Raw genomic sequence first — 19049 nt, forward strand, 5'->3', positions numbered from 1 at the left:
GACAACGAAAAGAGCGACTACGGTCGCTCTTTTTTGTTTCAGGTGTTGTCTTCTCATGAAGAATCATCTAAAAATAAAGACAAGAAGTTTTAAAAATCCAAAATGTTGACTGTGATAGTAAACAGCTTCGGTTCAACAAAAAGTAAATAAGCAGTAATAAAAAGGTTAGTCGATGAATTTACATGAATATCAAGCTAAAGCGCTATTAAAAAAATATGGTATGCCTGTCCAAGAGGGCGTACTTGCCACCACTCCAGAAGAAGCAGTAAAAGCCTTTGAACAAATAGGCGGAAAATTTGCTGTCATGAAAGCCCAAGTACATGCGGGTGGTCGTGGTAAGGCAGGTGGCGTAAAAGTTGTAAAGTCAGCAACGGAAGCTGCTGAATATGCAAAAAGCATCATCGGAACCAACCTCGTTACCTATCAAACCGATAGTCATGGCCAACCTGTCAACAGCGTACTTGTCGCGGAAGATGTTTATCCTGTAGAGCGTGAACTGTATTTAGGTGCAGTGGTTGATCGCTCAAGCCGTCGTGTGACCTTTATGGCTTCAACCGAAGGTGGCGTCGAAATTGAAAAGGTTGCTGAAGAAACCCCGGAAAAAATTATCAAAGTTGAAGTCGATCCTTTGGTTGGCTTATTGCCATTTCAAGCGCGTGAAGTTGCATTTAAGTTGAATCTTAAAGATGGTCAAGTGAATCAATTTGTGAAAGTCATGTCTGCTGCGTATCAGGCGTTCATTGAAAATGACTTTGCTTTATTTGAGATTAACCCGCTATCTGTGCGTGAAAATGGTGACATCCTATGTGTCGATGCCAAAGTAGGAATCGACTCAAACGCGCTGTATCGTTTACCTGAAATTGCTGCGCTGCGTGATAAGTCACAGGAAAACGAACGTGAGCTAAAAGCATCTGAATTTGACCTTAACTATGTCGCGCTTGAAGGCAACATTGGCTGTATGGTTAATGGAGCAGGTCTTGCAATGGCAACCATGGATATTATTAAACTCTATGGCGGCCAACCTGCGAACTTCCTTGATGTCGGCGGTGGTGCAACCAAAGACCGTGTGATTGAAGCGTTTAAAATTATTCTGGCAGATACCTCTGTACAAGGGGTATTGATTAATATCTTCGGTGGAATTGTACGTTGTGACATGATTGCTGAAGCAATTATTGCAGCGGTTCAAGAAGTAAATGTGACCGTACCTGTGGTTGTTCGTTTAGAAGGGAACAATGCTGAATTGGGTGCCAAATTACTTGATGAATCAGGTTTAAAACTTATTTCTGCAAATGGCTTGTCGGATGCCGCAGAAAAAATTGTTGCTGCAGTAAAAGCGTAAGGAGTATCAATATGAGCGTATTAATTAATAAAGACACCAAAGTATTGGTACAAGGTTTTACAGGTAAAAACGGCACATTCCACTCAGCACAAGCACTAGATTATGGAACTAAAGTCGTTGGCGGGGTAACTCCTGGTAAAGGTGGCACAACCCACTTAGATTTACCTGTATTTAACACGATGAAAGATGCAGTCACAGGTACAGGCGCAGATGCGACTGTGATTTATGTACCAGCTCCGTTTGTATTAGATTCAATTATTGAAGCAGTTGACTCAGGTGTTGGACTGATTGTGGTCATCACAGAAGGCGTGCCAACTTTAGACATGCTCAAAGCTAAGCGTTATCTTGAAACCAATGGTGATGGTACGCGTCTGATTGGTCCAAACTGTCCGGGTATTATTACTCCGGGTGAATGTAAGATCGGGATTATGCCTGGTCATATTCACCAACCGGGTAAAATTGGTATTATCTCGCGTTCAGGCACGTTGACTTATGAGGCTGTTGCTCAAACGACGAAACTGGGCTTAGGACAATCGACCTGTATTGGTATTGGTGGTGATCCAATACCGGGCATGAACCAAATTGATTGCTTGAAACTGTTCCAAGAAGATCCGCAAACTGAAGCGATTATCATGATTGGTGAGATTGGTGGTACTGCTGAAGAAGAAGCAGCTGAATATATTCAATCGCATGTGACTAAACCTGTGGTGGGTTATATTGCCGGTGTAACAGCACCGAAAGGCAAGCGTATGGGGCATGCGGGAGCAATTATTTCTGGTGGTAAAGGGACTGCGGAAGAAAAGTTTGCAGCATTTGAAAAGGCGGGGATGGCGTACACGCGTAGCCCAGCAGAACTCGGTTCAACGATGTTCCAACTTTTAAAGGATAAAGGTCTCGCTTAAATTTTAACATTTGGAAAAATCCCCTATTTAGGGGATTTTTTTTAAACTTAAAATACGGCATAACACCATGTAAAAATTGAGCTTTATATCACAATTTGTTTACAAAACAGTTTACATTTTATTCATTTGATAAAATATACTGGATCTAAAGACACATAATTAATAAGCATAATTAAATTGTGTGGTGATATTTACCAGCATAGTGTGAAATGAATATGAATTATAAAAAATCCATTTGGGCGATTTGTATTTTAGCCAGTACTTCACCCATGACGCATTTACAAGCTTCAGACAATATTGATCAACTCAGGGAGCAAGGGGTTGTTCTGATTCGATCGGGGCAGGTTGAACAAGGCCTAGAACAATTACGGACTCTTTTAAATCAACAACCACAAAATCAAAAGCTTATCGCTGATTACATCGTAAGTACACAAGCACATCAAAAGCTAACGCTCGCTGATTTGGGCTATTTACAGAATATTCAAGTTCAGGATTTCCCCAACTACGCATGGCTAAGTGTTGTAAAGGGACAGCGGGACTTAAAGCAGTTTCAATCTGCTGCAAAGTGGGCAGAAACTTTTTATCAACAGAGCCAACAGCAGGAATGGTTGGTATGGGATGGGGTGTTAAGTGCGGAGGCAGGTCAATCTGCTCAGGCAAAGCAGAAACTGGCACAAGTTAACAAGGAGCAGCTCAGTCCAGACTACATAGCACAAATGTCGTATGCCTACCGTGTTTTGAATATGCCTGTGGAAGCACTGGAAACGGCTAAATATGCATTAAGCAAGCAAGAAACCAACCCTGACATACAAGAGCAATATGTTTTAGCGTTGATGGTCAATAGTGACTATGCAGAAGCAGAGCAATATATTCAAACACATCGACTCAATAAGTCACGCCCTAATCTACAGCATAGTATAAAACTCAATGAGTTTTCTCAGCGTATACAAAATGCGATTCAGTCGCAGCGTATGTTGACCTATCGTGATCAAGGTATGCTGGCCTATAACAAGCTCGATCAAGTCATTGCAGATATGCAGCGTTATGAGGCTGAACTTCCAGAGGATCAAGCAATTCGTCGCAAGTTTTTTTATGACTATAGTTATGCGCTAAATGCACGCCAAGCATCCAAACAAACCTTGGCGACATTACAGAAAGTGAATATCCCTATTTTAGAGATGCCTGCCTATGTCCGTCATGCTGCGGCAGACAGTTATCTGCGTTTACGTCAACCGCAGCAAGCCGAAATTTATTATCGAAGCTTATTGTTGGAAAAAAATTATCCTAATTATGATGTTTATGCAGGCTTGTATTATTCACTTGTTGAACAGGAAAAATTTAAGCAAGCAGACCAGTTGATTGTGCAGATGGATCATTTATTGCCGACTTTTATTTATAGTCAGGCAAAAGGGGTAAATAAAGCAACGCACGATGATCGCTTTGAATATTTGGCATTAAAAGGATTGAATTATGCTTATCGCAATGAACATGCGAAAGCTGAACAATACTTTGAGCAATTGCTTGCACAGGCTCCGAACAATCCTAGTTATCAAAATAATTTAGCCCTGATTCAGCGTTGGCGTGAAAAACCAGAGCTGTCGGAGAGCAATTTATCTCAACTTAATGGGGTAGAGCCAATAGATCAGGCAACGCGTATTAACCATATGCAAAATAGCCAAGCTCTAGGCAATATCCAAGCATGGAAAGCGCAAACTGCAGATTTGCAACAACGAGCACCGTTGGATACTGGTGTAAAGCTCAGTCAGAAGGAGTTAAATGACCGTAATCGAGCGACGATTCAACACCAAAGTACCATTTCAAGAAGTAAATCGGATAGTCGTGATTTGCTGGGACAGTTAAAAGGTTCTCGTGAGCGCGACCATGAAACACGTCTAAACAGTCCATGGTTTTACGACAATTACCGTGCTTATGCTACACATGATTACCGTTGGTCAGATTTTGATGATGGTGAAGTGGACGATAGCCGTATTGGGCTAGGTCTTGAGTGGGCGTCGAATCGCAAACATGCCAGTATTGCATTATCTCAAGCCACAGATGGTGACCGTTTTGGCGCTGAATTGGAGTGGTCACACTGGCTTAATGATCACTGGAACTATCATTTAGGTTATAACAGTCAAGCAGATATTCCATTACAAGCACTTGATCGTGGTTTTGAAGGTGAATCTTATGCTGTTGGTGTGGATTGGCAACAAAATGAGTCGCGAAAAGCAGGAGCAACTTATCAGCTGACCGATATCGATGATGGTAATACGCGTCAAGAAGCTGCCGCGTATTTTATGCAGCAGATTTTCCAAGCGCCGCATCATATTACGCAAGCCACCTTACGTGGTTACTACGGAAAAAATGATGATATCGAAGCGGATTATTTTAACCCTGAATCCAACTATAGTTTAGAAGTAGCTTTAGCTCATGATTGGATGACATGGCGTAATTATGATCGTCATTTTAGCCAGCACTTTGAAGCCAGTGTGGGGACATATAAACAGACGGATTTTTCAGCAAAAGCGATTTATAACTTCTATTACCAACATGACTGGCAACTCTCGAGAACATGGAAGTTGAACTACGGCATTGGTTGGGGTGTACATCCATATGATGGCGACTCGGAGGAACGAACTTACGGTGTCATCGGTTTTGAGGGGCGCTTCTAATGAAAACATTGACTCATATTTTAATGGCGTTGAGTTTAGTCGGTACAGTAAGCGTACCACTGCTTTCTCATGCGGAATTACCAAAACCAAGACAAATTAAATTACAAGATAATCAATTTGTGACCTTAACTTTCCATGATGTACGGGATGATGTTGCAAAACAAGGAGACCGCGATCTCTATGCGATTAGCACCAAAAATCTGGCGCAGTATTTGGAGTGGATTCAGCGCGAAGGATGGCATCCGATTCGTTTAGAAGATGTTTGGTTGGCACGTCAAGGTAAAAAAACATTACCAAACAAAGCACTGCTTTTAACGTTTGATGATGGTGCATTGAGTAGCTATAACCGTGTTTTTCCACTGTTAAAGCAATATAAAATCCCAGCAGTTTTTGCGATCCCAACCAGCTGGATTAATGGCAATACCAAAGATGCCTATGAAGCGTACGGTAAAGGTAACTTAATGACATGGCCGCAGATGCGTGAAATGGTGGCATCGGGTTATGCTGAATTTGTCTCTCACTCTGACAATATGCATCGCGGGATTTTGGCCAATCCACAACAAAATATGCAACCTGCTGCAATTACCCGTGAATATCTTGAGAAGCAGAAACGCTATGAAACAGAGGCAGAATATCAAAATCGGGTGATTGGAGATTTAAAAAAATCGAAGCAAATCTTAGACACTGAGTTAGGTATTAATAGTAAAGCCATCTTTTGGCCTTATGGTGCGGTGACGACTGAAAGTGAAGAATTGGCTGCCAAAGCTGGTTTTCCAATGTCTTTTAGTTTGGGTAGTACGGCGCCGTTAGCTGATTCGGTGAAAACTTATCAACGTGCCTTGATTATGGATAATCCAACTCCTGAAATGATTAATCAGGAAATGTTGGAATTTTTAAATGATGTACGTGCACCCTATAAACAGCGTAAGAGTTTGTTACGCTTTGATTTGGCTGAAATGCAATCAGTTAATAATGAGCAATTTAATCAGAAGCTTGGGCAATTTCTTGACGCTGTTGATGGGCTAAAAACGAGCACGCTGATTCTTAAAGCAGTGTCGGATAGTGATGGGGATGGAAAAATCGATGTCGCCTATTTCCCAAATCGTCAGCTCAAAATGCAGCAAGATATGTTGAACCGAGTGAGTTGGCAGTCTCGTACTCGAATTAATAATCGTATTTATGCAGAACTTCCATTGAGTTTAGAGACCGAGCAAAATCTAGACTTGACTGCTTTAACTGCTGATTTGGTGAAAAGCAACACTTCTATAGAAGGTTTAATGCTGGATACTGGGTCAATGTTAGATTGTGCGGTACAGCAACAGAAATGGGATGCCGCGTGCGAAGCTCAAGTGGAACGCATTTTTAAAATTAAAGAGCGGCTCAAAGCTCAGGCTGAATATTACGCTAACATCAGTATTAACAACCAGACGGCATTAAAGCTTAAGTTAAATCAAACTCAACTTTCAGGTTTAAAACCGTTACTTGACTATACTCTAGACTATGCAGATTTTCTTTATGTGGAATTAGATCCTCTTCAGCAACCCGAGGTCTTTAAAGCCTTCGTTGAGCAACTTAAAACCTTTAATGATAAAGAACAGCAGTACTTAATTGCCAGCTTTAATGTGCCAGCACAATTAACAAAACAACAAGTAAAACAACTGAAAAAGGATTATCAACAACTAAGAAGTTTAGCGATTCAAAAAGTAGGTGTGAATAATTACAGTTTTAACCAAGCAAAGGTGATTCATCAGAATCTCTACCCAGAGCTGAGCCTAAATAGTGGCCCATTGAATTACCGCGATCCATTTGCTCAAAAAGTTTTGGAGAATAAATAATGCAATGGTTATCTAATTTAAGTTTCAATGATTATTTTTTTGGTTTTGCATTCTTATATCCACTCTTTATGGCTTGGTTATGGATTGCAGGTGGAATATGGTTTTATCTAAAACGTGAATATAAACACAACGAGATTCCTCAGCCGAGTGAGCATGCGTGTAGTATTTTGATTCCCTGTTTTAATGAAGAGGAGCAGGTACGTGAAACCATCAAATATGCGATGCAAACGCAATACCCCGACTTTGAAGTGATTGCGATTAATGATGGAAGTAGTGATAAAACGGCTCAAATACTCGATGAATTACAACAAGTGTATCCACGTTTACGTGTGGTACATCTGGCTGAAAATCAAGGCAAGGCTTATGCATTAAGAGCAGGAGCTATGGTCAGCCAACATGAATATTTGGTGTGTATTGATGGAGATGCATTACTCCATCCGCATGCTGTGCTGTGGATGATGCATCATTTAACACGCTTTCCACGGGTGGGTGCAGTAACAGGGAACCCAAGAATTATTAACCGTTCCAGTATTTTAGGCAAAATTCAGGTGGGTGAGTTTTCATCTATTATTGGCTTAATTAAACGTGCGCAGCGCACCTATGGGCGTATTTTTACCGTTTCAGGAGTACTGGTTGCCTTTCGTAAAACCGCTTTAGACCGCATTGGTTATTGGCGTGACGATATGATTACTGAAGATATTGATGTGTCATGGCGTTTGCAATTTGACCATTGGGATCTGCACTATGTACCGAATGCTTTAGGCTATATCTATATGCCAGAAACCTTCAAGGGTTTGTGGAAACAGCGTTTGCGTTGGGCGCAAGGTGGGATCGAAGTGTTATTGGCCTATATCCCACAAATGTTCAAGTGGCATTTAAGACGTATGTGGCCTGTCGTAATTGAGTCTATAATCAGTGTAATGTGGGCTTATGTGATGTTTACTATTATTCTCCTTTACCTCTATGGATTGTTCTTTCCGCTTCCTGGTGAATGGGCGATTCAGTCCTTTGTCCCACAGTGGTATGGAGTGATCTTAGGTCTAACGTGTTTAATCCAGTTTTTTGTTAGTCTGATGATCGATAGTCGCTATGATCGCGGACGAATGTTAAGAAATTATTTTTGGGTCATCTGGTATCCATTATTCTTTTGGCTATTAACCATGATGACGACCGTTGTTTCAGTTCCTAAAACCTTATTGAAAACGCAAAAGCGTGCTCGTTGGGTGAGTCCAGACCGTGGCTTTAGAGGGGAGATAAACGATGCAAAAGAATGAAGCATTTAAAATCATTACGGATGATACAAAGCTGGATATTCCGACCTATATTGATCGGCCTGAATATGTTCGAAATAAAACGGCAGGTTATAGCTTATTGGCATTGGGTTGGATGATGTGGATGTGGCTGTTTCTGCCGCTGCTCACGCTCCTGTTTTGGTGGTTTGAAGGAAACTTGGCCTATGAGCAATTGGTTGTAGCAGCTGCGCCTAAAAAGCCTTTGAATTTGATCCATTTGGCTGGGCTTATTAGTATTCTGATTTTGTGTTTGTTTCTTTGGGCAAGTTATAATTGGTATCGTTTCCATAATAACGAAAAGCGCTTGTTTCCAAGCAATGTCATGGCTGCAGACCTTGCGAACAGTTTTAAAGTCAGTGAACTGGACATTAAGCGCTTGCAACAAGCCGAGCACATTACTTTGCACTATAGTGAAGAGGGTGACCTTAAGGCGTATGATCTGAATGATCCAGTGAAAACACCGACTTCAAAGTCGATGCATGTGGATGTTGCTGCACAAAATCATCTGGATAATAGCCAAAATGCTTGACGCCGTGTTGCTTTAATAACTGCATGGTTTCTGCCAGTTCTTGGCTGGAAATTTTACGATTGTTTTTCCAGTTGACGGCTTGAAGTTCAAAAATAGTACGATCCAAATTTGGGTCGTATTTTTTTGCCTGAGCAATCAGGTCTAAATAAAACTGACGATGGTTGGAACTTTCTTCCATATAGGGCATTGCCATGATGGCATTGTAGTCATAGTGATGCAGGGTACTGACTTGAGACTGGCTAAACCATTGTTCACTTTTCGGATTGAGTACCACTGGCGCATACATATTGCGTGCTGTCAGTAAATTTGGCTTTTGTTTTTTTAAAATCTGACTGATTCCTGCTGCAAACTGATCGAGATAAGCGGTTTTATACTGGGCAAATTTAAATTGTTGGGGATGATTTGGATTACGTAGTACTGAGAGGTCTTTGAAGCCCCATGCAGTATATATTTTTTGTGCAGTGGCAGAATTATCTTCATAGTCACTGAGGGTAATATCATCATGATAGAGAATGCCATCGACTGGATTTTTTTGAAGAAAATCACTAAAAATCTCTGCAACCAAACTTATATTTTTCGGATCAAAGGGACTAACACGAATATAGCCATGTGAGGATTTTTGGCTATTCTCTACATATTGTAAGTGCTGCTGTTTGGGAAACTCCCACGCAATCAGCGGAAGCCATGCATAGACGTGTCGAACTTGTGTTTGCTCTCGGATTGCACTGAGAACTTGGGGGAATAAATTATCACGAGTTGTGATATGGCGATTTTCAAAATAAACTTGGTCTGCCGAACCATTAGCATCAGGGTCAGCAAAGGCTTGTAAAAAAATAGTATTCGGTTGGATTTGTTGTATACGTGCAATTAATGCTTGGATGTTTTGCTGTTGTTGGGTTTTATCTGGATCGAAGACATAGTCTAAATCAATATGCATGATACGCATCTGATCAATTTTGGTTGCCATAGACGGTAGTGTAGTTTCAGCTTGATATTGAGTGACAAGCGCGTCGATCGGATGATTTTTTATTTTAATGAGAGGCGCTGACTGAGACACTGCACTGCACGCAAATAAAGCGAAGCTTGAAATGCAAATGAATAGTTTGCTCAGTTTTTTATTGTTCAAAAAATAAGCCATAGTGCTTAAGAGAATAATAAAGTATGGATGAATACTGTAATCGAAATTGTTCGCGGGCTGGATTTTTTTATGTATTGTTCTGTGTTGAGTTAAGTCAAAATTAACGTTGCCACTTTCAATGCCTCATTCAGTTATTTAAGTATTAAGTAGCAGTTTCAAGGTAAGGACAAGTTTTTATTCAGCAATGAGGTTTAGCACAGCTATTGCTATTCGTCTGCTTGAGGAGCACGTTCTTTAATAGGTGACTATGCTATATTCATAATTAAAATAATTCTTTTGAAGACATAGTATTGCAGATGTTGAAGCTTAGTCATTTATTGTTTTGTCGCTGCTTATTCTTGTTCGGGCTAGCGATGAATAGCGCTTATGCTGAAAATAAAGACGTCTACTTGGCTGAGTCTTTGAGTGATGATATTTTCCACTATTATCAACAGTTAGCCGCACAACATGATGAAGAGGAAAACGATTATACCTTGATCAATAACGATTTTTATGAGAATGAATATATTCGTGTATTTAACTACTCGGCCTACAACTCGGATGGTTTGAGCCATAAATTGGGGACAGGGGAGTTTCATAGTTCAGACTTGGATGCACTCAGTATTTCATTTGGGTATGGTATTGAAATTAAAATCAACAAACGAAATAAAGTTGGATATGAGTACCTTTCAAATTTTCCTTATGATCGTGGGCAATTGATCCGTTTCTTTTGGGTACGTTTGCACTAAATGGCTTAATTCTGTTTATTCATAAAAAAAAATTTCCATTGCAGTTTAGAATATTTTCACTGAATTATAGAGTCTAGGATGTTTACATTATTGCTTTGCATTTCTGATGGTCGACGAATGGCTTACCAAGCTAAAATAACTTAAATTTTTATAATAGATGATAGGCTTGCTGTGCTGAGTAAATTCTTAGGTTTATCGTTTTAACAGCTTAAATGTGTATTTTATTGAAAGTTGAATATTAAAGTTGATGATAAAAAACGCGACAGATCGTCGCGTTTTGTTGATTGTAGGTCTAACTAATATTGAGTTTTGCTTTGCGGTTTTAAGCTTTGGGTTAAACCATTGATGTCGCCGCCTTGAATTCCCAGTTCATTCATCAAGCTATCAATTAGTGGTGCTTGAGTACGATAGCGTAGCGCACTATTCACCACTTGATCAGACAAAGCAACTTGAGAAGATTCCGCACCATCAACTCCTGATGCTACTGAACCGACATTGCCTAAACCATTGACCTGTAGAATTTTGATGTCATCAATGTTTTCCATCGGTTTAACACTTTCACGAATGATTTCAGGTAAGTATTTTAACAATGCTAGACGAATTTGCATTTCGACTTGCTCTGGAGATAAGACGTTGTTGGCTTCATTCACAGCACGTGTACCATCCGCGTCGACTTGGTATTGTTTTTCCATTGCTTGAGCCAACAGTATTTTGGCATCCGCTTCACCTTTGGCTTTTAAGCGAGCTTGTTCGGCTTGAGCTTCCGCTGCAATACGAACTGCTTCGGCATCATCGGCAGCAGCTTGTTTGCCTGCTTCAGCTGCAACGGTAATCGCAATCGCATCTTTTTCTGCAGCTTGTTTCGCCGCAACCAACTCAACTGCTTTTTGACGCTCAGCACGCTGGGTTTCACGTACGGTAATCACTTCTTCTTCAGCTTTAACGGCTTCAGCACGGGCACGGTCTGCAGAAGCTTTGGCTTCAGACTCTTCACGCGACTTTTCAGCAATCGCAATGGCACGTGATTGTTCTGCCAGTTCGATGGTTTTCTTTTGCTCAACCTGCGCTTGTTCAATAATTTGTGATTTTTGAATATTTTGGCTTTCTACATCACGTGCTGCACCAATACGCTTTAACTCGACTTCACGCTCAGCTGCAATACGTGCTTCTTCTGCTTCACGTTTTTTCTCAGCTTCTTGTGAGGCAATTTCAGCCAATTGTTCTGCACGGCGAATTGCAATTTCACGCTCTTGCTGTAGTTTGGCGTATTCTTCTTCGCGGATGATTTGTAGACGTGCTTGTTCTGCTTCTAAGTTTTTGGTCTTAATGGCAAGGTCAGCATCTTGTTCAATGTGATTACGTTTACGACGGCGGTCTTCAATTGTTTCAGTCAGCTTAGTTAAACCTTCGGCATCGAATGCATTTTGAGGGTTAAAGTATTTGAAACCTGTTTGGTCTAAACCTGTTAAAGACACAGTTTCAAGTTCTAGACCATTTTTATGTAAGTCTTCGGAAACCACTTGTTGTACTTTTTGCACGAAGTCCACACGTTTTTCATGCAACTCTTCCATTGCCATTTCAGCAGCGACTGCACGCAAGGAATCGACAAATTTACCTTCCACAAGGTTCTTCAACTCATTTGGAGACATGGTTTTTTGTCCCAAAGTCTGCGCGGCCACTGCAATTGATTCTGCTAGTGGCTTCACACGGACATAGAACTCCGCCATGACATCGACGCGCATACGGTCACGGGTAATGAGCGCTTGATCATCAGCACGGCGAACCTCTAAACGTAGTGTGTTCATGTTGACAGGAATAATTTCATGTAACACAGGCAGTACAATTGCACCGCCGCCTAAAATGACTTTTTCGCCACCAAAACCTGTACGTACGAAAGAGATTTCTTTGCTGGAGCGACGGTACAGACGAGCAATAATAATGCCGATAATTACGAGAGCTGCAAAGATAATCCCTGCAAGAATAAGAATGTTATAGAAATTGTTGCTGAGCATAAGGGTCCCGATTTTATTTAAAGTTATAAGTACAAAATGAAAGAATTAAAGTGAAATGGCTTTAAAGCCAATCTTGGTTTTTTGAGTCAAGATGACTTCTTGACCTTGAGAAAAATGAAGGTCTGTTTCAGGTTCAACTAGTACATAATGTGTTTGCCCAAACTGATCTTGAACCCGTGCTTGAGCAGGTGAGTTGACTTTAGCTTCACCTAAAATAATCAGTGCTGTTCGTCCAATCAGCTCTTCACTGTAAATTGCTGTGGTTTCATCTTGCGGTAAAATTTTAGCAATCAGCATGGCACTATAACGAATCATAGGCATCGAAAGTACGAGGCAAAGAGGTGCCATGATCCATGCACTCCAATAGCTCCCGGTCCAAGTTTGAAGAATGGACTGTAGAATAAAGCCACTTAAGCTATACAAGGTGAGGAAGATAATCAGCCAAACTAAAAGAGGGACACGGCCGATAAACAACCAATCCAGCAGGGCATTGAGCCAACTTTGATCGGCATCTAGTGCAATGTCGACGTCTTTAGTACTACTGCCAAGGTCATTGGGTAGGAATTGGTCGAGTAGGCCTTGTGAGCCGCCGCCGAACACCAATAAAATCAATTCAAGTAGTCCCAATAAAAACATGAGACTGAGACAAATACTAAAAATTAAATTGGATGGGTGAGTAAATAATTCCCACATTCTAAGGGTTCTCTATTTTTATGCTGTTATCAGTTAAGTGTAAATTTTTAAAAGGATTTGTATTGAAATTGAGCTTTAGCATAACATTCAAAAAATAGAATGTCTAAGTTTGTTGGCACATAAAGTGAGTGCAGCTTAATGATCATTTGATAAATTTTAGGCAAAAAAATACGCAATGATTGGGGTATTCATTGCGTAGAACACGAATCTGTTGTTACACAGTTTCGGTAAAAAGGAGAAATGTTATATCTCAGGGGTTAATCTAAGCTATGAACTCATCATAAGGGTTGAGCACTCTTATTTCATGAGTATTCACGTTAATTACTGTAAATTTAGGTTAACAAACGACACTAAATGTCAGTTTTTGAGATACATGTGGCTTATTTGTGTTTGTTTCACGATTAAAAAAGCCTTTCTCAGTGAGAAAGGCTTAAATATGCGCTTTAGTTTAAGAACGGATTAGAAATGAAACACCCCTAAACCCGATTTAACTTCATCTAGAGTCTGTTGCGTGATGTTACGACATTTGTCAGTACCTGTCTTCAAGATATCCATGATGTAATCAGGATCTTTCGCAAGTTCCATACGACGTTCACGAATTGGCGTGATCAGCTCTTTCAATACACCTTCAAGACGTTTTTTCACTGTACCATCGCCCAAACCGCCACGGCGGTAATGCGCTTTCAGTTCTTCAACTTCTTCTTTGTTTGGATCAAACGCATCTAAATACGTAAATACGATATTACCTTCAACCTGACCTGGGTCTTCAACACGCAAGTGGTTCGGGTCGGTGTACATCGCATTAACAGCTTTTTTAATGTCTTTATCTGTTGCATCCAACACAATAGTATTGCCCAAAGATTTTGACATTTTGGCTTTACCATCAAAGCCGGGTAAACGGCTCATATTGGAAAGCAGAGCTTTACATTCAGGCAGTAATTCCTGACCAATCTGACGGTTTATGCGGCGTACGATTTCATTGGTCTGTTCGATCATTGGAATCTGGTCTTCACCCACAGGTACAACCGTTGCTTTAAATGCGGTGATATCTGCGGCTTGTGCAACTGGGTAGCATAAGAAACCAGCTGGAATATCACGTTCAAAACCACGCATCTGAATTTCAGACTTGATGGTTGGGTTACGTTCTAAACGAGATACGGTCACAAAGTTGAGATACAACATGGTGAGTTCATTCAGCGCCGGTAAGCTCGACTGCACGCAAATGGTGGTTTTGGTTGGGTCGATCCCGACAGCTAAGTAATCTGTGGCAACTTCAAGAATATTGCGGCGAACTTTTTCAAAGTTATCGGCATTGTCAGTAAAGGCTTGCGCATCGGCCAATAGTAAATGCTGATGGTGTGAATCCTGCAAACCCACACGTGAACGTAAAGATCCGACAAAGTGCCCTAAATGAAGTTGTCCCGTTGGACGGTCGCCTGTCAAAATAACAGGACGGTTGTCTTGATTACTCATTATCTATTTCCAAAGTCGTCGTAGCGACATGCTATTTTCAAAGAATGCAGACATTGTACGGCATAATCTTTTTCAATGTCAGTCTTAAAAAAACTGCAGTGAAAAAATTATAAAATCAGTTAAATTTCAAAAAACAAATATTCAAAAGCTTAGATCACAGATTAAAATGTCAAAATTCTCAAGATGGATAAAAATAAATGGCGAGTAGCTTATTAATATTACTAGATGATATTGCCACGATATTAGATGACGTTGCGGTCATGAGTAAAATGGCGGCAAAAAAAACGGCGGGTGTTTTGGGGGATGACTTAGCACTCAATGCACAACAGGTGAGTGGGGTTCGTACTGACCGTGAGCTGCCTGTGGTTTGGGCTGTGGCCAAAGGCTCTTTTGTTAATAAATTGATTTTAGTCCCTGCAGCGCTGTTGATTAGTGTGGTTGCGCCGTGGCTGATCACGCCACTGCTGATGATTGGTGGTTTATTTCTATGCTATGAAGGGGTAGAAAAAGTCCTGCATAGTTTGCATCACAAAAAAGCCAAAACCGAAGAGGAAGCCAGCCAAGAATTAGCTGCGATTGAAACGGATATGGCGACTTTTGAGAAGGATAAGGTCAAAGGCGCGATTCGTACCGACTTTATTTTGTCGGCAGAAATTGTGGTGATTTCACTGGGGACTGTAGCGGCAGCAACTTTTTCAACCAAAGTTATGGTGTTGTCTGTAATTGCTATTTTAATGACTGTCGGTGTGTATGGTTTTGTGGCGATGATTGTCAAAATTGATGATTTAGGGCTGTATCTGACTCAGCAAGCCTCTTCATTTAAGCAAAGTATTGGGCGTGGTTTATTGGCTTTTGCACCAAAGCTGATGAAGACCTTAACCATCGTGGGTACTATCGCGATGTTTTTAGTGGGTGGTGGCATTATTTCTCACGGCGTGCCTTTATTTCATCATTTCACTGAAGGTTCAGTGGATTATGCTGAACATATTCCAACCGTGGGCAGCATCATTGGAGCATTAACCCCAACACTGATTAATTTAGTAATCGGTTTTGTGGCTGGTTTGATTGTATTGGCTATCGTGAGCTTGATTAAAAAAGTTTGGCCGAGCTCAAAAAAGGCATAAACTGGATTGGGTAAGCATGAATTAGAAGAAGGAAGAGTGCTATGCGTTGGAAGGGACGTCGTGTCAGTAGCAATGTCGAGGATCGTCGCGGTGGCGGCGGTGTCAAGGCAGGTGGCATCAGTATTTTAGGGCTGATCGTGGCCTTTGTGGCATGGAAATTTCTAGGAGTCGATCCGCAGCAAGCCTACCAAGCCACTAAACAAGTGACCGCACAAACTGGAGCGGCAGAAACCCAAGGTTTGGATAACCCAACGCCTGATCAGCAGGAAGCGATGGACTTTGTCGGTACGGTACTGGCCGATACTGAAGACACATGGAGTCAAATTTTCCAACAGCAATTGGGACAACAATATGTTCCACCGAAGTTGGTGATGTTTTCAGGGGTGATCAATTCGGGTTGTGGTACTGCTCAGTCTGCAATGGGGCCGTTTTACTGTCCAGCAGATCAGAAGGTGTATATCGACACCGCTTTCTTTAAAGACATGCGGACTCAAATGGGGATTGGTGGTGAACAAAACCAAACGGAGTTGGCGCGCCAAGATCAAGCGGGTGATTTTGCGCAGGCTTATGTGGTGGCACATGAGGTTGGACATCATATTCAGACCATTTTAGGTATTTCTGAACAAGTGCAAAAGGCTCGTGCACAGGGCTCAAAAGCTCAAGGTAATGCTTTATCGGTGCGCCAAGAGTTACAGGCTGATTGTTTAGCGGGGGTATGGGCGCATCATAACAATCAACGGACTCAGTTCTTAGAGCAAGGCGATGTTGAAGAAGCGATGGATGCGGCACATAAGATTGGTGATGATTACCTACAAAAGCGGGCAACAGGGCAGGTGGTCCCTGATAGCTTTACCCATGGAACCAGCCAACAGCGTATGACATGGTTTGGCACGGGCTTTAAATCGGGTCAAGTTGAAAGTTGCGATACTTTTAATCAAGCCATTTAAGCTATAAAAAAGAGGCGATTGATCGCCTCTTTTTATTTCAAGCATTTCATTCTAGCGGTTTAAGAACTGCTTAAAGTTTCGAGCAATACGGACACTCACATATAAAGCAATACAGGCAAATAACAACACCCCAAACACCACATACTTTAAGTTGCTCATATCCGCACGGTAAAACTGCTGAATTTGCTCAGGCGTATAACGTAATGTTTTAACATCTTGTGTGCGTGTATCGAGATAACTGACTTGCTGAATATAGTTAAACTGCCCCGCTTTGAGTAGTTCAATCGACTGAATTTGGCGGGTATGTTGTCCGTTGTAGTCATCCACACAAATGTCGGTTAAATAATGATTACAGCTGAGTTTGGCGATATAACCCTGATTGGCCACATGCAAATAAATATGATCATCGGGTGCTTTATTGTTTGAAAGTAGAACCAGTATTTGATCGGGGCGAGAGTTCATTTTAAAACTTTGTGCTGAGGCAAAAGTTTGCTCGGCCTGTAAAATTTCTTTGGTTTTTGCAAAGCAGGTCAGAAACAACGCAAAGGTGGTCAGGAAAATAATCAGTGCGAAGAACATCCGAAAGATGGTTTTAAAAGTGAATTGCATAGGAGATCAAACTTGGCCAAAGGGAAAGTTCACGCATAAAAAACATGCATATGCGCTATGTTAATTCATCATCAGGAGAAATGTTAAAAAAATTATTTTTTTCGGGCGTTGATGTGAAAAATGATTAAAATATTTCAAGCATCAACGTGTATGAAATGAACTTTTATTCCATACATCAGCACTGAAAGCCGCCGTCTCTCCAACCGCCCAATTTGGAAGTTCAATGGGAAATTATTTTTTTCTACAAGTTTTTACCGTTATTTTTGCATTATCCATTGCAACGACTATTTTCAATAAACGTATTTTAGGTTTTCCTCAAGCCATTGGCGTACCCATCGTTTCCGCCATTTTTGTCTTTATTTTACAGTGGGGCGCGAGCCTGCTGAGTGGTAATCAGTTTATTACCATCAATATTCATAACATTGAAGAAGCTGTTCGTCACATTGATTTTTATGACTTTTTAATCAATGGCGTGATTTGCTTCATTTTGACCTCATCGGCACTGAAGTTCAAAGTCTCAGATTTACGTAGTTATTGGAAGCCAATCAGCATTTTAGCCAGTATTGCGCTGGTGCTGTGCGCCGTGTTCTTTGGGGTGGTGCTCTATGGTTATCAGTTCATCATTGGACAGCATGTCGATTTATTGGTGCTTTTGCTGTTGGGGGCGGCATTGGGTGCAACGGACCCGATTGGGATCAAAGGCGTGCTCAGTTCGGTACGCGCACCGCATCATTTAATGGTCAAGCTCGAAGGTGAATCACTGTTTAATGATGCTATGTGTATTGCCTTGTTTATGACGCTTTTAAATGTCTTACAGGGTGAAAACTTTACCGTCATGGGTGTGTTGCAGACCTTACTCTATGAAATTTTTGTCGCAGTCATTATTGGTTGGGCCTTTGGTTTAGGGATCTTGCGACTACTACGTGGTAAGCACGAAATGGAGTCTCTCATTTTAACCACAGCACTTTTGGCCTGCGGTTCGTACTTGGTTGCACTGTTTGCCCATGCTTCAGCACCGATTGCATGCGTCATCGGTGGTTTGATTGTAGGGAACAAATGGAAAGAAATTTTACAAGAACGCGAAATACGTGAAGTAAACCATTTTTGGCATACGGTTGAAGGGATTATTAACTCGTTCTTATTCACCTTAATTGGTTTGGAGCTGTTTATTTTAGATCTCAGCTTTAGTCTAATTTTTGGCGGCATCGTCGCGTTTATTATTCTGCATGCTTCACGTTTTGCAGCGAACTATTTATCTTTTGCCTTTTTTCCCTCTTTCCGTAAGAAAAGTTATAACGGAAGTTTGGCGATTTTGTCATGGGGGGGAGTGCGTGGAGGGATCTCCTTAGCACTGATCTTAGCGGTAGCTAACGTACCTGAGCTGAGCGAATACAGCAGTATTCTGATTGGTTATACTTTTATTGCCGTGCTGCTTTCAGGTATGGTCTGTGGCCTAGGATTACCTGCTGTAATGAATGCGTTCTACTACAACCCGAATGAAGAAAAGACAGGTTTTAAAGGTTGGTATCAACGTCTGTGTAATAAAATGAACCGTAAAGGCTTTAAGTACATTATTGGTGAAGATGCACAGGGCTATGAAACCATTATAGTCTATCAACCTGAAGCATTGATTGATGTTAAAGCAGATGATGGCATTGCTGCGGTGCATAACCCTGAGCGAGTTCAGGAAGTGAAACGTCTGGAAAGTCCTGATAACTTTTAATGATTTGCTCAATCAAGAAGCCCCTGTATTGGG

General features: G+C 41.2%; 15 protein-coding genes. 10 read left to right on the plus strand and 5 right to left on the minus strand.

The genetic code is table 11. The annotated features are described in order from the left end of the window. Nucleotides 1–172 precede the first annotated feature (172 nt). From sucC to pgaD, 6 genes are all read left to right on the plus strand, one after another. Nucleotides 173–1339, plus strand: coding sequence for an ADP-forming succinate--CoA ligase subunit beta (gene sucC / locus AC0KVP_RS04305; RefSeq protein WP_005400414.1), 1167 nt, complete (start codon nt 173–175; stop codon nt 1337–1339). A gap of 11 nt (nt 1340–1350) precedes the next feature. Beyond that, on the plus strand, nt 1351–2241 hold the full coding sequence (sucD, locus tag AC0KVP_RS04310; RefSeq protein WP_473339211.1) for a succinate--CoA ligase subunit alpha: 891 nt from the start codon (nt 1351–1353) through the stop codon (nt 2239–2241). A gap of 215 nt (nt 2242–2456) precedes the next feature. Continuing rightward, on the plus strand, nt 2457–4913 hold the full coding sequence (pgaA, locus tag AC0KVP_RS04315) for a poly-beta-1,6 N-acetyl-D-glucosamine export porin PgaA (protein WP_473339212.1): 2457 nt from the start codon (nt 2457–2459) through the stop codon (nt 4911–4913). Then, nucleotides 4913–6748, plus strand: coding sequence for a poly-beta-1,6-N-acetyl-D-glucosamine N-deacetylase PgaB (gene pgaB, locus AC0KVP_RS04320; protein ID WP_473339214.1), 1836 nt, complete (start codon nt 4913–4915; stop codon nt 6746–6748). The genes pgaA and pgaB (AC0KVP_RS04320) overlap by 1 nt, the downstream gene beginning before the upstream one ends. Further along, a complete protein-coding gene (gene pgaC, locus AC0KVP_RS04325) occupies nt 6748–8022 on the plus strand; it encodes a poly-beta-1,6-N-acetyl-D-glucosamine synthase (RefSeq protein ID WP_473339216.1) in 1275 nt (424 codons plus the stop codon). The genes pgaB (AC0KVP_RS04320) and pgaC overlap by 1 nt, the downstream gene beginning before the upstream one ends. Further along, on the plus strand, nt 8009–8569 hold the full coding sequence (gene pgaD, locus AC0KVP_RS04330) for a poly-beta-1,6-N-acetyl-D-glucosamine biosynthesis protein PgaD (RefSeq protein ID WP_473339218.1): 561 nt from the start codon (nt 8009–8011) through the stop codon (nt 8567–8569). The genes pgaC and pgaD overlap by 14 nt, the downstream gene beginning before the upstream one ends. Here pgaD and pgaB (AC0KVP_RS04335) read toward each other — a convergent pair. Continuing rightward, a complete protein-coding gene (gene pgaB, locus AC0KVP_RS04335; protein ID WP_473339220.1) occupies nt 8466–9626 on the minus strand; it encodes a poly-beta-1,6-N-acetyl-D-glucosamine N-deacetylase PgaB in 1161 nt (386 codons plus the stop codon). The genes pgaD and pgaB (AC0KVP_RS04335) overlap by 104 nt on opposite strands. Before the next feature lie 434 nt (nt 9627–10060). Between pgaB (AC0KVP_RS04335) and AC0KVP_RS04340 the strand changes: the two genes are divergently transcribed. Next, nucleotides 10061–10435: a hypothetical protein gene (locus tag AC0KVP_RS04340; RefSeq protein WP_473339223.1), complete on the plus strand. Its 375-nt coding sequence runs from the start codon at nt 10061–10063 to the stop codon at nt 10433–10435. A 296-nt stretch (nt 10436–10731) separates the two neighbouring features. On the opposite strand, the gene AC0KVP_RS04345 is transcribed toward AC0KVP_RS04340, so the two are convergent. From AC0KVP_RS04345 to trpS, 3 genes are all read right to left on the minus strand, one after another. Further along, nucleotides 10732–12447 (minus strand): flotillin family protein, encoded by a 1716-nt coding sequence (locus AC0KVP_RS04345; RefSeq protein WP_473339226.1) that lies wholly within the window; start codon nt 12445–12447, stop codon nt 10732–10734. 45 nt (nt 12448–12492) lie between these two features. Further along, nucleotides 12493–13140 carry a YqiJ family protein gene (locus AC0KVP_RS04350; protein WP_473339229.1) on the minus strand — a complete coding sequence of 216 codons (648 nt, stop codon included), beginning with the start codon at nt 13138–13140 and terminating at the stop codon, nt 12493–12495. A gap of 459 nt (nt 13141–13599) precedes the next feature. Next, on the minus strand, nt 13600–14613 hold the full coding sequence (trpS, locus tag AC0KVP_RS04355) for a tryptophan--tRNA ligase (protein ID WP_473339231.1): 1014 nt from the start codon (nt 14611–14613) through the stop codon (nt 13600–13602). Nucleotides 14614–14810: 197 nt separating this feature from the next. On the opposite strand from trpS, the gene AC0KVP_RS04360 reads away from it, so the two are divergent. Beyond that, nucleotides 14811–15737, plus strand: coding sequence for a DUF808 domain-containing protein (locus AC0KVP_RS04360; protein ID WP_473339234.1), 927 nt, complete (start codon nt 14811–14813; stop codon nt 15735–15737). 41 nt (nt 15738–15778) lie between these two features. Next, a complete protein-coding gene (gene ypfJ, locus AC0KVP_RS04365; RefSeq protein WP_004695581.1) occupies nt 15779–16684 on the plus strand; it encodes a KPN_02809 family neutral zinc metallopeptidase in 906 nt (301 codons plus the stop codon). 51 nt (nt 16685–16735) lie between these two features. Here ypfJ and AC0KVP_RS04370 read toward each other — a convergent pair whose 3' ends face one another. Continuing rightward, a complete protein-coding gene (locus tag AC0KVP_RS04370) occupies nt 16736–17293 on the minus strand; it encodes a hypothetical protein (RefSeq protein ID WP_473339236.1) in 558 nt (185 codons plus the stop codon). Between the two features lie 223 nt (nt 17294–17516). On the opposite strand from AC0KVP_RS04370, the gene AC0KVP_RS04375 reads away from it, so the two are divergent. After that, the gene (locus AC0KVP_RS04375; protein WP_004695584.1) at nt 17517–19016 is read left to right on the plus strand and encodes a cation:proton antiporter; all 1500 of its coding nucleotides are present in this window, start codon (nt 17517–17519) and stop codon (nt 19014–19016) included. Nucleotides 19017–19049: the final 33 nt, after the last annotated feature.

The sequence above is a fragment of the Acinetobacter sp. DL27 genome (assembly GCF_055810995.1).

Bases quoted from the DNA above. Each gene is read 5' to 3' on its own strand.
- sucC (WP_005400414.1), top strand. From the start codon at position 173: ATGAATTTACATGAATATCAAGCTAAAGCGCTATTAAAAAAATATGGT.
- AC0KVP_RS04345 (WP_473339226.1), bottom strand. From the start codon at position 12,447: ATGCTCAGCAACAATTTCTATAACATTCTTATTCTTGCAGGGATTATC.
- trpS (WP_473339231.1), bottom strand. From the start codon at position 14,613: ATGAGTAATCAAGACAACCGTCCTGTTATTTTGACAGGCGACCGTCCA.
- pgaC (WP_473339216.1), top strand. From the start codon at position 6,748: ATGCAATGGTTATCTAATTTAAGTTTCAATGATTATTTTTTTGGTTTT.
- ypfJ (WP_004695581.1), top strand. From the start codon at position 15,779: ATGCGTTGGAAGGGACGTCGTGTCAGTAGCAATGTCGAGGATCGTCGC.
- AC0KVP_RS04350 (WP_473339229.1), bottom strand. From the start codon at position 13,140: ATGTGGGAATTATTTACTCACCCATCCAATTTAATTTTTAGTATTTGT.
- pgaD (WP_473339218.1), top strand. From the start codon at position 8,009: ATGCAAAAGAATGAAGCATTTAAAATCATTACGGATGATACAAAGCTG.
- AC0KVP_RS04375 (WP_004695584.1), top strand. From the start codon at position 17,517: ATGGGAAATTATTTTTTTCTACAAGTTTTTACCGTTATTTTTGCATTA.
- AC0KVP_RS04370 (WP_473339236.1), bottom strand. From the start codon at position 17,293: ATGCAATTCACTTTTAAAACCATCTTTCGGATGTTCTTCGCACTGATT.
- pgaB (WP_473339214.1), top strand. From the start codon at position 4,913: ATGAAAACATTGACTCATATTTTAATGGCGTTGAGTTTAGTCGGTACA.
- sucD (WP_473339211.1), top strand. From the start codon at position 1,351: ATGAGCGTATTAATTAATAAAGACACCAAAGTATTGGTACAAGGTTTT.
- pgaA (WP_473339212.1), top strand. From the start codon at position 2,457: ATGAATTATAAAAAATCCATTTGGGCGATTTGTATTTTAGCCAGTACT.
- AC0KVP_RS04360 (WP_473339234.1), top strand. From the start codon at position 14,811: ATGGCGAGTAGCTTATTAATATTACTAGATGATATTGCCACGATATTA.
- AC0KVP_RS04340 (WP_473339223.1), top strand. From the start codon at position 10,061: ATGAATAGCGCTTATGCTGAAAATAAAGACGTCTACTTGGCTGAGTCT.